At 66.9% G+C, this 15,162-nt stretch carries 14 protein-coding genes; 3 read left to right on the top strand and 11 right to left on the bottom strand.

Features of this window, described 5'->3' with window-relative positions; genetic code table 11:
- From pgaB to pgaD, 3 genes are read left to right on the top strand one after another with little or no spacing between them, the layout of a single operon-like run.
- Positions 1-1,887 carry a poly-beta-1,6-N-acetyl-D-glucosamine N-deacetylase PgaB gene (gene pgaB, locus AC5P60_RS08095; protein ID WP_483693320.1) on the top strand — a complete coding sequence of 629 codons (1,887 nt, stop codon included), beginning with the start codon at positions 1-3 and terminating at the stop codon, positions 1,885-1,887.
- 1 nt (position 1,888) lies between these two features.
- A complete protein-coding gene (gene pgaC / locus AC5P60_RS08100) occupies positions 1,889-3,145 on the top strand; it encodes a poly-beta-1,6-N-acetyl-D-glucosamine synthase (RefSeq protein ID WP_005414000.1) in 1,257 nt (418 codons plus the stop codon).
- Positions 3,142-3,612 carry a poly-beta-1,6-N-acetyl-D-glucosamine biosynthesis protein PgaD gene (pgaD, locus tag AC5P60_RS08105; RefSeq protein ID WP_012480823.1) on the top strand — a complete coding sequence of 157 codons (471 nt, stop codon included), beginning with the start codon at positions 3,142-3,144 and terminating at the stop codon, positions 3,610-3,612. Before pgaC ends, pgaD begins: the two co-directional genes overlap by 4 nt.
- A gap of 135 nt (positions 3,613-3,747) precedes the next feature.
- On the opposite strand, the gene AC5P60_RS08110 is transcribed toward pgaD, so the two are convergent.
- The 11 genes from AC5P60_RS08110 to AC5P60_RS08160 form a co-directional block, all read right to left on the bottom strand.
- Positions 3,748-5,019 carry a glutamate-5-semialdehyde dehydrogenase gene (locus tag AC5P60_RS08110; RefSeq protein ID WP_033832958.1) on the bottom strand — a complete coding sequence of 424 codons (1,272 nt, stop codon included), beginning with the start codon at positions 5,017-5,019 and terminating at the stop codon, positions 3,748-3,750.
- A complete protein-coding gene (gene proB, locus AC5P60_RS08115) occupies positions 5,016-6,173 on the bottom strand; it encodes a glutamate 5-kinase (protein ID WP_049431572.1) in 1,158 nt (385 codons plus the stop codon). Before proB ends, AC5P60_RS08110 begins: the two co-directional genes overlap by 4 nt.
- 11 nt (positions 6,174-6,184) lie before the next feature.
- On the bottom strand, positions 6,185-6,448 hold the full coding sequence (locus tag AC5P60_RS08120; protein ID WP_005414003.1) for a YciI family protein: 264 nt from the start codon (positions 6,446-6,448) through the stop codon (positions 6,185-6,187).
- Positions 6,448-7,743, bottom strand: a complete 1,296-nt coding sequence (gene argH / locus AC5P60_RS08125) for an argininosuccinate lyase (RefSeq protein ID WP_483693319.1) — start codon at positions 7,741-7,743, stop codon at positions 6,448-6,450. The genes AC5P60_RS08120 and argH overlap by 1 nt, the downstream gene beginning before the upstream one ends.
- Before the next feature lie 20 nt (positions 7,744-7,763).
- Positions 7,764-8,717 (bottom strand): N-acetyl-gamma-glutamyl-phosphate reductase, encoded by a 954-nt coding sequence (gene argC / locus AC5P60_RS08130; RefSeq protein WP_111108401.1) that lies wholly within the window; start codon positions 8,715-8,717, stop codon positions 7,764-7,766.
- On the bottom strand, positions 8,714-9,316 hold the full coding sequence (locus tag AC5P60_RS08135; protein WP_033834677.1) for a GNAT family N-acetyltransferase: 603 nt from the start codon (positions 9,314-9,316) through the stop codon (positions 8,714-8,716). The genes argC and AC5P60_RS08135 overlap by 4 nt, the downstream gene beginning before the upstream one ends.
- A 3-nt stretch (positions 9,317-9,319) precedes the next feature.
- Positions 9,320-10,648, bottom strand: a complete 1,329-nt coding sequence (locus tag AC5P60_RS08140) for an acetylglutamate kinase (protein WP_005410366.1) — start codon at positions 10,646-10,648, stop codon at positions 9,320-9,322.
- Between the two features lie 25 nt (positions 10,649-10,673).
- Entirely contained in the window at positions 10,674-11,762 is a 1,089-nt protein-coding gene (locus AC5P60_RS08145; RefSeq protein WP_111173149.1) for an acetylornithine deacetylase, read from the bottom strand.
- A 151-nt stretch (positions 11,763-11,913) separates the two neighbouring features.
- Complete coding sequence (locus tag AC5P60_RS08150) at positions 11,914-13,110, bottom strand: argininosuccinate synthase (protein WP_005414009.1); 1,197 nt, start codon at positions 13,108-13,110, stop codon at positions 11,914-11,916.
- Between the two features lie 119 nt (positions 13,111-13,229).
- Entirely contained in the window at positions 13,230-14,240 is a 1,011-nt protein-coding gene (locus AC5P60_RS08155; RefSeq protein ID WP_014037861.1) for an N-acetylornithine carbamoyltransferase, read from the bottom strand.
- A 334-nt stretch (positions 14,241-14,574) separates the two neighbouring features.
- On the bottom strand, positions 14,575-15,138 hold the full coding sequence (locus AC5P60_RS08160; protein ID WP_024958440.1) for a glycine zipper 2TM domain-containing protein: 564 nt from the start codon (positions 15,136-15,138) through the stop codon (positions 14,575-14,577).
- Positions 15,139-15,162 lie beyond the last annotated feature (24 nt).

The raw sequence follows: 15,162 nt of genomic DNA on the forward strand, positions 1-15,162 counted from the left end.
ATGGCCCGCATCCTGCGACTGATCGTGCTCCTGCTGCTGGCCGCCACGCCGCCGGCGTTCGCGCAGCAGGCCCTGCATCTCGATGCCACTGACAACGGCCTGCTGATCCTCAGCTACCACGACATCCGCGACCGGGTCGCGGCCAAGGGCGACGCCGATACCTACGCGGTGAGCACGCAGAACTTCGCTGCGCACCTGGATTGGCTGGGGGCACACGGCTACCACCCGGTGTCGCTGTCGCAGGTGATCGACGCCTCCCGGGGACGCGCCACGCTGCCACCGAAACCGGTACTGCTGACCTTCGATGATGGCCTGCGCAGCGTCTACGACAAGGCGTTCCCGCTGCTGCAGGCGTACCGCTACCCGGCGCTGGTGGCAGTGATCACCGATTACGTGGACATGGCACCCGGGCGCACGATCGACTATGGCTACCGGCCGTTCGGCCACGATGACTTCGTTACCTGGGCGCAGCTGAAGCAGATGCACGACAGCGGCCTGATCGAAGTGGCCAGCCATACCGACGACCTGCACCACGGAGTGCTTGCCAATCCGCAGGGCAATTCGACGCCAGCGGTGGTCACCCGCATCTACCGGCCGGCCACGCGCAGCTACGAGAGCGAGGCGCAGTACGAGCAGCGCCTGCGCGCCGATCTCAGCCGCAGCGTGCAGCGCATCCAGCAGCACCTGGGCGTGCGCCCGCGCGCCATCGTCTGGCCGTACGCCGCCTACAACCAGTTGAGCAACGACATCGCCGAACAGCTGGGCATGCCGGTGTCCTTCGATCTGGAAGGCCGCAGCACGCCAGTGGCCAGCGACCTGCATGGGCTGGCGCGCTTCCTGGTCAGCGACAACCCGACCGTGGAGGGCCTGGCCTACGAGCTGCGGCGCGACGTTGCGCTCGACGGCATCCGCGCGTTGCAGGTCGACCTGGATGATGTGTACGACCCGGACCCGGCGCAGCAGGGGCGCAACCTCGATGCGCTGATCGAGCGGGTCAAGCGCATCTCGCCCACCCACGTCTACCTGCAGGCGTTCGCCGATCCGGACGGCAACAACACCGCCGATGCACTGTACTTCCCCAACCGGCACATGCCGATGCGCGCGGACCTGTTCAGCCGGGTCGCCTGGCAGCTGAAGTCGCGCGCGGGGGTGAAGGTCTACGCATGGCTGCCGGTGCTCGGCTTCGAGCTGCCCGACCCCGTGCAGCGCAAGGCACTGGCGATCCACAACGGCGATGCCGACGGCATGTACCGGCTGGACTTCACCAATCCGAAGGCACGCCAGATCATGCTCGACATCTACGAGGATCTGGCCGTCAACTCGTACTTCGAAGGCCTGCTCTTCCATGATGATGGCTACCTGCGCGACAAAGAACTGCCGACGCTGGCGGCCGGCGACGATGGCAGCGCTCGCACCCGGGCGCTGATCGACTTCACCCTGGCCCTGCGCGACAGTGCGCAGCGTTGGCGGCCGAAGCTGGCCACGGTGCGCAACCTGTACGCGGAGCCGGTACTGCGTCCGCAGAGCGAAGCCTGGTTCGCGCAGCGCCTGGACCTGTTCAACAAGGCCTACGACCAGACCGCACTGATGGCGATGCCGTGGATGGAAGGCAGCAGGCATCCGGAACGCTGGCTCGACCAGCTGCTGGCCGCGGTGCGTGCGCACGATCCCCAGTTGCAGCACACCCTGTTCGAACTGCAGACCGTCGATTGGCGCAGCGGGCAACCGATTCCCGCCGAGCGGCTGCGCGCGCAGATCCGCCAGCTGCAGGCGCAGGGCGTGCACCACTTCGCCTGGTACCCGGACGACTTCATCGCCGGCCAGCCTTCCACCCATGATGCCCGCGCGGCGATGTCCGCCGGCAACTTCCCGTACCCGGAGAAGTGACATGGACATGCACCCGCTGCTGCAGGTCCTGTTCCAGTTCGCCTTCTACTACCCGATGGTGATGGCGTTCTTCTGGATGTCGGGCGGCCTGTATTACTACTTCCGGCGCGAACGCCATTCGCGCCCACGCAACGACCCGCCGCTGATGGTCGATCCACCGTTCGCGAGCCTGTTGATTCCCTGCCACAACGAGTCCGCGAACCTCGACGACACACTCGGCGCGGCGCTGGCACAGCGCTATCCGGCCGACTACGAGGTGATCGCCATCGACGATGGCAGCAGTGATGACACCGGCGCCCGGCTCGACGTGCTGGCGGCGAAGCATCCGCGGCTGCGCGTGCTGCACCTGGACCGCAACCTCGGCAAGGCCAACGCGCTGCGCATGGGTGCGCTGGCGGCCCGCTCGGAGTACCTGGTGTGCATCGATGGCGATGCCATGCTGGAGGAACACGCCCTGCACTGGATGGTCTGGCACCTGGTCAGCGGCAACCGCGTCGGTGCGGTCACCGGCAACCCGCGCATCCGCAACCGTTCCACCCTGCTTGGACGCCTGCAGGTGGCCGAATTCTCCTCGATCATCGGCATGATCAAGCGCGCGCAGCGCGTGTACGGGCGCATCTTCACCATCTCCGGAGTGATCGCCGGCTTTCGCCGCACCGCCCTGCACCAGGTCGGCTGGTGGTCGGACGACATGGTGACCGAAGACATCGACATCAGCTGGCGCCTGCAGCGTGCGCATTGGGACATCCGCTACGAACCCAACGCGCTGTGCTTCATCCTGATGCCGGAAACGCTGAAGGGTCTGTGGCGGCAACGGCTGCGCTGGGCGCAGGGTGGCGTGGAAGTGATGCTGCGGCATGCGCGTTCACTGCTGCACTGGAAGGAACGGCGCATGTGGGGCGTACTGCTGGAGTACGTGCTGAGCGTGATCTGGGCCTACACCATGTTGTTCATCGTGGTGCTGTGGGTGCTGGGCAAGCTCATCGACATGCCGCCGCAGCTGTACATCGCCAGCCTGCTGCCGCAATGGCATGGCGTGATCCTGGCCCTGGTCTGCCTGATGCAGTTCGCCAGCAGCCTGATCATCGACCGTCGTTACGAAACACAGATTGGACGCAACTACTTCTGGGTCATCTGGTACCCGATGGCGTACTGGCTGATCAGTCTTTCCACCACCCTGGTGGCGTTGCCGAAGACCCTGCTGCGCCGTCGCAGCAAGCGCGCCACCTGGACCAGTCCCGATCGGGGGATCCGATGAACGCACAACGCCCGTCCAACCGCTTCGACTCGCGGATGATCCGCAAGCCGCATCGCCAACCACGCTTCCAGCGCACCGCCTGGGGCTTCGTCACCCTCGCGTTCTGGGGGTTCTACTTCTACCTGTGGGCACCGTTGGTGACCCTGTTCTCGTGGCTGATCGGCGGCCAGCTGGCCTGGCAGCAGCTGTACCAACGGCAAAGCCAGTTCGACCCCTATGTGCTGGTGGCACTGCCGCTGATGCTGCTGTGTGCCAGCGTGCTGCTGATCGGCTGGGCCGAGTACAACCGCGCGCGCTTCCGTGGCCACGAGCGACGCCTGCCGCGACCGCTGGCCAGCCTCAATGAAGTCGCGGCCGATCTGGGTGCCAGCACCGGCCTTGCCGAGCGCCTGCTGGGCTGCAAGGCCGCCACGCTGCACATGGACGATCACGCGCGGCCGATCGGTATCCGCCGCGAGGTGGTGTGACGCCCCGGTAGTCGCCGACCCGGGTCGGCGCTTGCTTGGGTAGCTGCCGACCCTGGTCGGCGCTTGGGCCTGGTGGGCGCCGACCTTGGTCGGCACCGGGGTCTAACGCGAAGAGCATCCGCGCATCGCGTGGATCTACTTGCGCGTCTGCCCTTCACCGCGCACGACAAATCGTTCGACGGTGAGTGCTTCCAGGCCCATTGGGCCGTACGCATGCAGGCGCGTGGTGGAAATGCCGATCTCGCTGCCCAGGCCCAGCTGGCCACCGTCGGAGAAGCGCGACGAGGCATTGACCATCACCACCGCCGAGCGCAGCGCAGTGACGAAGCGCTCGGCATGGCCGGCGTCTTCGGTGGCGATCACTTCGGTATGGTCGGAGGTATAGGCACGGATGTGCGCGATGGCCGCCTCGAGGTCATCAACCACGCGCACGGCCAGCACCAGATCGAGGAACTCGGCAGCGTAGTCGTCTTCGCTGGCGGCGGTGCTGCCCGGCAGCAGCGGCTGCGCGTTCGTGTCGGCGCGCAGCTCCACGCCACGCTCACCGAGCGCCTGCGCCACGCGCGGCAGGAAGGCTTCGGCCACATCACGATGCACCAGCAGGGTTTCCAGCGAGTTGCAGGCCGACGGACGGCTGCACTTGCCGTCCACCAGAAGGTCGATGGCTTTGCCGAGGTCGGCGCTGGCATCCACGAACAGGTGGCAGACACCCTTGTAGTGCTTGATCACCGGCACCCGCGCATGCTCGGCAACGAAGCGGATCAGGCCTTCGCCGCCGCGCGGAATCGCCAGATCGATCAGTTCATGCAGCTGCAGCAGCTCCAGCATTGCTTCGCGGCGCAGGTCGGTCAGCACGGTCACTGCCGCCGCCGGTACGCCATTGGCCTGCAGGGCGCCGGCCAGCGCCTGGGCGATGGCGGTGTTGGAGTGGATCGCTTCGGAACCACCGCGCAGGATCACGCCATTGCCCGCCTTCAGGCACAGCGCGGCCGCTTCGGCGGTCACGTTCGGGCGCGCCTCGTAGATCATCGCGATCACGCCCAGCGGCACGCGCACCTTCTGCACGCGGATGCCGTTTGGACGCACATCGTCGCGGGTGATCTGGCCGACGGGATCGGGCAGCGCGGCGATCTCTCGCACGGCTTCGGCCATCGCGAACAGGCGTGCCGGGTCCAGCGCCAGGCGGTCGAGCATGGCACTGCCAATGCCTTTCTCGCGCGCAGCGGCAAGGTCGCGCGCATTACCGGCCAGGATCAGCCCGGCATTCACTTCCAGTGCCTGGGCCATTGCCAGCAGCAGCGTGCGGCGCGCCGCACTGTCGAGGCCGGCAACGATCTGGGCCGCGTCACGGCAGGCACGCGCCTGCGCTTCGATTTCACTCATCGGGGAGTCCTTCAAACCGGTCATGGCAGCACCAGATCGTCGCGATGGACGACGCTGCCACCGTAGTTGTAGCCCAGCACGGCCTCGATGTCGCGCGAATGGCGGCCGGCGATCCGGCGCACATCATCGGCCGCGTACTGGCTGACGCCGCGCGCCACGCAGACGCGGCCCTGTGGCGCGTTCCAGCACACCTGCACCATGTCGCCACGGCGGAACATGCCCTCCGCGCCGGTGATGCCGCCGGGAAGCAGCGAGGCGCCCTTCTCGCGCATCGCCTGCGCCGCGCCGGCATCGATCACGATCGCACCCTCGACCAGCGGCGCGTGCCGCAGCCAGTGCTTGCGGGCCGCCTCACGGCTGCGCGCGGCGTGGATACGGGTACCGAACAGGCGGTCCTGGGCCAGCGCGCGCACCACGTCACCGCTGCGGCCATTGAACAGATAGGTTTCGATGCCGAGACGACCCGCCTTCGCTGCCGCTTCCAGCTTGGTCCGCATGCCGCCGGTACCGGCGCCCGAGCCGGCGCCGCCGGCCATCGCCAGCACCTCGTCACTCAGTTCCGGCACCTCATGCAGCGGCCGCGCATCGGCCACGGCGCGCGGGTCGCCGCTGTACAGGCCATCGATATCGGTGGCGATGAACAGCGCATCGGCATCGACCAGTGCCGCCACCGTCGCCGCCAGGTTGTCGTTGTCGCCAAGCTTGAGCTCGTCCACCGACACGGTGTCGTTCTCGTTGACCACCGGCAACGCGCCCAGCCGCAGCAGTTCGTTGAGCGTGGCGCGTGCGTTGAGGTAGCGGCGGCGGTTGCGCAGGTCGTCATGGGTCAGCAGCACCTGCGCCACCGGGCGCTCGAAGAAGCGCTGCCAGAGCCCGATCAGCTGGGCCTGGCCGAGCGCAGCCAGCGCCTGCCGCGCCGCCATCGCCGCGCCAGGCTCATCGGCCCGCGGCAGGATCGCGCGCCCGGCAGCGACCGCGCCGGAAGACACGATCACCACCTCGCGCCCGGCCAGGACATTGGCCGAGACGAACTGGGCCAGGCCCAGCGCGTGGCGTGGTGACAGGCCGCCGCCATCGGCTGCCAGCAGGCTGCTGCCGACCTTCAGCACCGCACGCCGCCATGGCGGCAGCGCTTGTTCGGGGAACGGCGAGGCGACGTTGGCAGCGTGCTGGATCATCGGTCAGTGTCTCAGCGGGTGTTCCATTCGTGCACGGTCAGCTCGGAGGCCTGCATCGTCACCAGCGGATCGGTGGCGACGATGGCCTGCGCCTGCGCCAGGCTGTCCACGTTGCACAGCACATAGGCGCCACCACTGCCGTCGGCGAAACCACCGGTCAGCTGCAGCTTGCCCTGCGCCTGCAACGCATCGAGGAAATCGCGGTGCGGCTGCACTGCTGCATCGTTGAAGTCCGGCCGGCGCATCGCCATCACCAGGTAGACAGTGCCCGCCATCAGGACAGCGCCTGCCAGCGCGCGCGCAGTTCGTCCAGGCGCAGGTCGGCGGCCGAACCCGGCGACACGCGCGCGGCGAGGCTGCCTTCCGGGGTACGCCCCTGCCCTGCACTGTCGGCACCGGCCGCAGCGGCCTTGTAGGCCTCACGGAACGGCACGCCGGCCACGGCCGCTTCCACCGCCACGTCGGTGGCATACATGCCCGAATCGATGGCCGCACGCAGCTTGTCGTCACGCCATTCCAGATTGGCCAGCAGCGCCGGCAGCAGCTCCAGCGCGGCCAGGCCACGGCCGAAGCCGTGGAAGATGGCACCCTTGGACGACTGCAGGTCGCGGTGGTAGCCCGACGGCAGCGACAGCAGCTGCTCGATCTCGGTGCGCGCTGCGGCGACGCTGGCGTGGGTCGCACGCATCAGCTCGATCACGTCCGGGTTGCGCTTGTTGGGCATGATCGAACTACCGGTGGTGTACTGCGCCGGCAGCGCGACGAAGCCGAACTCGGCGCTGGTGAACAGCGACAGGTCCCAGGCGATGCGGCGCAGGTCCAGCGTGGCACCACCGAGCGCTTCCAGCGCGGCCAGCTCGAACTTGCCGCGCGACAGCTGTGCGTAGATCGGCGAGATCTGCATGCGCGCGAAACCGAGCGCGGCCGTGGTGTGTTCGCGGTCCAGCGGCAGGTTCACGCCGTAGCCGGCAGCCGTGCCCAGCGGATTGGCATCGACCAGCGCATGGGTGTCACACGCGCGGATGGCATTGTCGATGAAGGCCTCGGCCCAGCCCGCCCACCACATGCCGGCCGAGGACACTACGGCGCGCTGGATGTGGGTGTAGCCGGGAATCGGCAGGTCCTTCTCGGCCTGTGCGCGGTCCAGCGCGACCTTGGCCACTTCGGCGCTGAGCTGTGCCACGCGCTGCAGCTTCTCCTTCAGCCAGAGGCGGGTGGCGACCAGGATCTGGTCGTTGCGGCTGCGGCCGGTGTGGATCTTGCGGCCGGCATCGCCGAGGCGTTCGGTCAGGCGCGCTTCGATCGCCGAGTGGCCATCCTCATACTGGGCATCGAGCACGAAGCGGCCTTCGCGGAAGTCCTGCGCCAGCACCTCCAGTTCGCGCAGCAGGCCGTCCAGCTCGTCGGCACTGAGGATGCCGATGTGCTGCAGGCCCTGCGCGTGCGCGGCGCTGGCGGCGATGTCGTGCAGGAAGAACTCGCGGTCGAGGATCACGTCGTCGCCGGCGAGGAAGGTCTGGATCTGGGCGTCGACAGCGACGCCGGGCTTCTGCCAAAGAAGGTCTGCCATGGGGGCTCCGGAAGGCGTGTTCAGTGCGGGATGGACATCAGTTCGTCGATGCCCAGCGCGAGGTTGAGGTTCTGCATGGCCTGGGTGGCCGCGCCCTTGAGCAGGTTGTCCAGGGTCGCCACCACGACGACCCGCTTGCCGCCCGGGGCCAGGGTGAAGCCACCGACCTGGGCACCGTGTCGGCCGGCGATGCGGCTGACCCACGGCGCTTCATCCACCACGTCGATCAGGGGTTCGCCGGCATAGGCCTGCTGGAAGCGCTCGGCGATCTGTTCGCGGGTCTGCACGCGGTTCAGCCACAGGTTGGCGGTAAGCGTGATGCCCCGGAAATGCGGCGCGACATGTGGCATGAATTCAACAGCCACACCCAGCTGCACCGACACCTCGCGCTCGTGCACGTGGTTGGTCAGCGCGTAGGGCATCAGGTTGTCGGCCAGCAGTTCGACGTTGTTCTTGTCCGACGGCGTGGTACCGGCGCCGGAGTAGCCGGAGACACCGAAGCACTGCGGCGGACCGGCCAGCAGGTCCAGCAGCGGATGCACCGCCAGCTGCATCGCCGTGGCATAGCAGCCCGGGTTGCTGATGTGCTTCTGGCCGTTGTAGCGGCCGCGGGTCAGCTCTGGCAGGCCGTAGTACCAGCTGTTGTCGAAGCGATAGTCGGCCGAGAGATCGACGATGACGGTGTCCGGCTTCGCCGCTTCCAGCGCAGCCACGAACGGTGCGGCCAGGCCATTGGGCAGGGCCAGGATCACTGCGTCCACACCCTTGGCCGCCACCGCGTCGGCGTCCAGGTTCTCGTACTGCAGATCGCCCTGGAATTCCGGGTGATGGTCGGACAGGCGCTGCCCGGCGCGCTCGCGCGAGGAGACGAAAGCCAGTTCCAGCCGCGGATGGGCGGCCACCAGCTTGATCAGCTCGGCGCCGGTATGGCCGCGGGCACCGACGATGCCAAGGGTAAAGGTCGAATCGTTCATGCGTGGCTGTCCAGGCGGTACTGCAGGTGGCGCCTCACGCCCTGCCATTCCGCGTCGATGATGGAGAAGATGACGGTGTCGCGCGGCGTGCCGTCGGCATGCCGCTTGTGGTTGCGCAGCACGCCATCCTGCTTGGCGCCGAGGCGGGCGATGGCAGTGCGCGAGGTGGCGTTGAACCAGCTGGTTTCCAGCACCACGCTGATGCAGCCCAGCGTTTCGAAGGCGTGCTGCAGCAGCAACAGCTTGGCTTCGGTGTTGGCACCGGTACGCTGCACGCGCGGCGCATACCAGGTGTAGCCGAGGCTGAGTTTCGGCACACCGGCATCCATGTCATAGAAACGGGTACTGCCAACGATTCCGCCAGCCGCATCACGGATCACGAACGGCAGCACCTTGCCTTCGCTCTGCGCCTGCAGCGCGGCCCGCACATAGGTCTCGGCCTGTTCCGGCGACGGCACCTGGGTGTACCAGAGCTGGTCCAGGCCGCTGCCTTCAAGCGCATCGCGCAGGCCGGGCACGTGTTCCATCTGCAGCGCCTGCAGGGTTACGTGCTGGCCGCGCAGGGTGGGAACCGTGTTCCAGGCATCGAGGTTGCTCATTGCTCAGCCCTGCAGGCTCGGGGTGCGCTGCGCGCAATGATCGACATAGGTCTTGATCCGGTCGATGCCATCGGCGCCGAACCAGAATACCTTCCAGTGGTCCTGCTTGTAGCAGCCGTCGGATTCGGCGTAGTAGAAGTGATTGATCGGGTTGCCATGGCGCGAGCGCCAGAACAGCTGCGGCGTCTCTTCCAGCATCACGTTCCAGACCGCACGGCCCAGGCCCTCGCCCTGCGCGTCGTCGAGCACGGCGAACTTGTCCAGGTACACGCCCTCTGCCTCGTCGGTGAGGATGACCGCGGTGCGGTAGTTCTCGCTGACGTAGGCACGCAACAGCTTGGTCTTCTCGAAATAGTCCGGCACCAGCGCGCGGCCGAAGCTGGATTCGATCAGGCCCTTCAGGCGCGGCAGGTCCAGTTCGTTCCAGGCGGTGGCGCGCAGCACCTTTTCACCCTTGCGCACCAGCGTGCCCGAACCCTTGTGGGTGAACAGTTCCTTGGCCAGGTCGGCCGGGCGCGTGATCGACACCGACGATTCCAGCGGCAGGCGGTCGAGCAGATCCTTGATCTGTTCGATCTTCACCTTCATGCCGCCGTGGATCCACGGCTGCGCGATCAGGTGGTCGTACTCGGTGGACAGGTTGATCGAATCGATCACGTTGCCCGCCTCGTCCAGCAGGCCGCCCGTGCCGGTCAGGAAGATGATCTTGTACGGCTGCAGTTCCTGCACCAGCTCGTTGGCGGCGAAGTCGGCGTTGACGTTGAGGATCTGGCCGCCGGCGGTCTCGCCCAGGCTGGTGATGACCGGGATCGAGCCGGCGCGCAGGCTGGCCTCGATCGGTGCCAGGTTGACCTTCTTCACCTCGCCGACCAGGCCGTAGGTATCCACATCCAGGTACTCGGCTTCGAACACGCCGCCGGTGATCGAGGTGGCGCGCGCGCCGTTCTGCTGCAGCGCCTCGACCAGCCGCAGGTTGGACTGCTGGAACACCCGGCGCACGATTGCCAGCGCTTCCGGCGAGGTCACGCGCAGGCCGTTCACGGTCTGCTTCTCGATGCCGGCGGCCGACAGTTCGGCATCCAGCTGCGGGCCGGCGCCGTGCAGCACGATCGGCGTCAGCCCGACTTCCTGCAGGAACGACAGCGAAGAGGTCAGCGCGTCGAGGTCGTCGCGCAGCACCGCGCCGCCGACCTTGACCACGGCGAAGCGCTTGGCATCCAGCTGCGAGAAGCGCTTGAGGTACTGGCTGATCTCCTTCGCGCTGGCCATGCTGGAAAGCAGGCGCACGATGGTCTGGCGGGTCTGGCGATGGGGCTGGAGGGCAGGAGACATTTCGGTTTCGTCGGAAAGGGAAGAATCAGGCGCCGGCGGCGATGATGCGATGCACGGCGTCGGTGTAGCGCTGCAACTGCTCCAGCGTCACGAACTCATCGGCGGTGTGGGCCTGGGCGATGTCACCCGGGCCGAACACCAGCGTGGTGTAACCGCCGGCCGAGAACAGCGAGGCCTCGGTCCAGAAGTCCACCGCGTTGCCGATCGGCAGTTCCAGCGCATCGGCCACGTCACGTGCCAGCAGGCGGCGGTTCTCGGCTTCGGCGATGTCGCCGGCCGGCAGGCTGGGGCCACGGAAGGTTTCGGTGAATACCGCCGCTTCCGGCTCGGCGAAACCGGCGAAGGTGGCCAGCAACGCGTCGATGTTCATCGACGGCAGCGGCCGGAAGCCGAAGCGCACTTCGGCAGCGGGCGCGATCATGTTGGCCTTGATCCCGCCTTCGACGCGGCCGATGTTGAAGCGCAGGCCCGTCAGCCCACCGAAGCGCGCCGAAGCCAGCGATTCCACATGGTCCAGCGCGCGGTTGCCCCAGCGCATCGCCTGGTGCAGCGCGCTGGCAGCCGCATCCTGCTTGCCCGAGGCGTGCCCTGCACGACCGGCGAACTGCATCAGCACCGAGCTGATGCCGCGATGCGCCAGCACCGCTTCGCTCATGGTCGGCTCGGCCACCAGCACCGCTTCGTACGGAATGCCGCGGGCCAGGAACGCGGCGATGCAGCGCGGATCGTTGGCTTCTTCATCGCTGGAGAACAGGAACGCGGCATCACCATCGCTGGCATTGGCCGCAGCCACCAGTGCAGCGGCCGCGCCCTTGATGTCACACACGCCCAGGCCGATCACCCGGTCGTCCAGGCGCCGCATCACATGCGGGTCGGCACTCCAGTGCGGCGAGTCCGGCACCGTATCCAGGTGCACGTTGAACAGGTACTTCGGCGTACCACGCACGGCGTACAGGCTGACCGCGCCCGCGCCATGGTCGATCACCTCGACGTTGAAGCCGGGCAGGTTCGCGCGCAGGTAATCGAAGATGCCACCGGTGGTGATCGCACGCGGCGGGTTGCGGGTGTCGAAAGACACCAGGGCCTGCAGGTGATCGAGCGTCTGTTCAAGCATGTGTCTGAATATCCGTAGGGTTCGAAATCGGTAGTGCCGGCCGCTGGCCGGCTCCGCAATGATCCAGCCGTGCCACGAGCCGGCCAGCGGCCGGCACTACCCTCCATCGACGTTGCGAGGCGCCGGCCAGCGGCCGGCACCCCGTCACAGGTCAACCACGATTGACCTGCGCATAGACAGTGGAGCTCATGCCGAACAGCTTGATGAAGCCCTCCGCCTCTTCCACGCCCCAGTCGGCCGACTGCGCGTAGGTGGCACCCTTGGTGTTGAGCAGGTGCGGCGACTTCACCGCCACTGCATCGACGCGGCCACCGCGGGTTTCCAGCACCACTTCACCGTTCACCTTGGCCTGCGAGGACTTCAGGAAGGCTTCGATGTCGGTCTTCAGCGGATCGTGGTAGAAGCCTTCGTACACCAGCTCCACCCACTTGCGCGCCACGTCCGGCTTGAAGCGGTTCTGCTGCTTGGTCAGCACCGCATCTTCCAGCGCGCGGTGTGCGGCCAGCAGCGAAACCAGGCCCGGGGCCTCGAACACGATGCGGCCCTTCAGGCCGATCACGGTGTCGCCGGTGTACACGCCGCGACCGACGCCGTACGGGGCGAACAGCTTGTTGAGCTGGGCCAGGATCTGGTCGCCCGGCAGCGCCTTGCCGTTCAGTTCAACGGCTTCGCCTTCAACGAACTTCAGGGTGACGGTCAGCGCCTGCTCCGGCCACTCGCTGCGCGGTGCGCACCAGCCACGGGCGCCCTCGCCCGGGGCTTCCCAACGGTCGATCTCGCCGCCGGACATGGTCAGGCCCAGCAGGTTCTCGTTGATGGTGTAGGCCTGCTGCTTGGCGCGCACGCCGAAGCCGCGCTCTTCCAGGTACTTCTGCTCGTAGGCGCGGGTCTGGGTGTGTTCCTTCTGGATCTCGCGGATCGGCGCGATGATCTGGTAGTCACCCAGCGCCTTCACGGCCAGGTCGAAGCGGACCTGGTCGTTGCCCATGCCGGTGCAGCCGTGGGCGATGATGTTGGTGCCCAGTTCGGCGGCACGCTTCAGCGCGGCATCGACGATCAGGTAGCGGTCCGAGACCAGCAGCGGGTACTGGCCCTGGTAGCCTTCGCCGGCCCACACGAACGGCTTGACGAAGCCTTCCCAGATGGCCGGGCCACCGTTGACGGTGACGTGGCTGGCCACGCCCAGTTCGGCGGCGCGCTTTTCGATGAAATCGCGCTCTTCATCATCCACGCCGCCGGTGTCGGCGAACACGGTGTGCACATTGTAGCCGCGCTCCTGCAGGTACGGCACGCAGAAGCTGGTATCCAGGCCGCCGGAGAAGGCGAGAACGACGTCTTTGTTGCTCATGGGAGTCAGGTCCACTTGGGGGATGGGAATTCGGTAGAGCCGACCGTTGGTCGGCTGGAATGATGGATGCGCCGCTGCGGGAGCAGCCGACCAACGGTCGGCTCTACCCCTTGTTCGATCTAGCGCCCGGCAACGGCCGCCATGATCGCCTTCTGCACGTGCAGGCGGTTCTCGGCTTCGTTGATGGCGATGCACTGCGGCGAATCCATCACCGCGTCGGTGGCCTTCACGTTCCGGCGCAGCGGCAGGCAGTGGCTGAACACACCGTTGTTGGTCAGTGCCATCTTCCGCTCGTCCACGATGAAGTGCTTGAACTGGTCGCGGATCGGCTTCTCCGGCTCCCAGTTGCCGAAGAACGGCAGCGCGCCCCAGCTCTTGGCGTAGACCACGTCGGCGCCGGCGTAGGCGCTGTCGATGTCATGGCTGATCTTCAGCGAACCGCCGCTCTCGGCCACGTTCTGCTCGGCCCAGCCCATGTAGCGATCGTCGAGGATGTAGTCGGCGGTCGGGCACAGCAGGGTCACGTCCATGCCCATGCGGGTGGCGATGGTCAGTGCCGAGTTGGCCACGGCGGTGTTCAGCGGCTTGGGGTGGTAGGTCCAGGTCAGCACGTACTTCTTGCCACGCAGGTCCTGGGTGCCGAAGTGCTCCTGCAGGGCCATGATGTGGGCCAGCTCCTGGCACGGGTGGGTGATGGTCTCCATGTTGATGACCGGCACCGGCGAATACTTGGCGAAGCTGTTGAGGACGATGTCCTGGCGGTCGTAGGCCCAGTCGATGAACTTGGGGAACGCACGCACGGCGATGATGTCGCAGTAACGGCCCAGCACCTTGGCCACTTCCGCAATGTGTTCTTCGGTATCGCCGTCCATCACCGTGCCGAGGTTGAACTCGATCGGCCACGCATCCTTGCCCGGCTGCAGCACCACCGCGTGGGCGCCGAGCTGGAATGCGCCCAGTTCGAAGCTGGTGCGGGTGCGCATGGAGGGGTTGAAGAACACCAGCGCGATCGACTTGCCCTTGAGCTGGTCGCCGAGCTTGTTGCGCTTGAACAGCGCGGCCTGGGTCAGCAGCGCGTCAAGATCGCTGCGGCTCCAGTCCTGGGTGTTCAGGAAGTGCTTGGGGGACATCATCTTTCCTTGCGTGGCGGCGCCGGGTTCGACGCGGTGGAAGGGAAAAGCAGGAAGCAAAGGTGGATCGAAAAGGTTGCAGTTGCAGCTTTCAGCACATGCATTTTTTAAGCGCGGAAACGAAAAAACCCAGCCGGCGGGCTGGGTTTTTTTCGGACGAACAGCAGAAAGCTCCGGTTACCCAGCGAGGATGTGGGGTTCCGGTCGACGCGCACGCGAGGTCATGCCCGACGCCTGTCGGGCTGCGCTGCTGTCGTGCTGGAAGTCGGTGAGCTTCATGGCCGCCAATCTTTGCATGCGGCCGGGGCCGACGCAAGGGGCCGGGGTCGCAGAATCAGGGATTACCGGCGGCGCCCTGCTCGGGGCCGACCCAGGGGGTGATCGAAACCCGGATCTTCAGCCGGTTGCCGGGGTCTTCCGGCAGGCGCGACCGGTACTTGGTGCCCTTGTAGACGTAATCCACGTCATAGGCGATCGGCCGGCGGAATTCACGCCCGACCGGCACGATGCGGCAGTCGCGGGTCAGCATCGGGCCGTTGTTGGCCGGTGCCGGGGCGGGCGTCTCGGCGGCGGTCTCCTCGGAGACCTCTTCATCGCTGCGCTTGAACATCGAGCGCACCGAGTCCCAGAAGCGGCTGATCCGGCCCTTGTCCTCGACCGGCTCTTCACCGGTGACGTTGACCGGGGCCAGGGTGCGGGTCGAGATCGGCTCGCAATGCTCCTCGGTGCGGGTCGCGCGCAGGGTCTGGAACACCGGCTCGACGTTCAGCACCTGCGCATAGTCGAACTTCACGTTCTCGACGATCACCACCCGGTTGCGCGGCTCGGCTTCCTGCGCCTGGGCCACGGCGGCCGTCGCCGACAGGCAGGCCAGGGTCAGCAACGCGGTGGATTTCAGTGGCGACGGGAGCAAGGACACGGC

Source organism: Stenotrophomonas sp. YJH_SMC_120 (assembly GCF_059368675.1).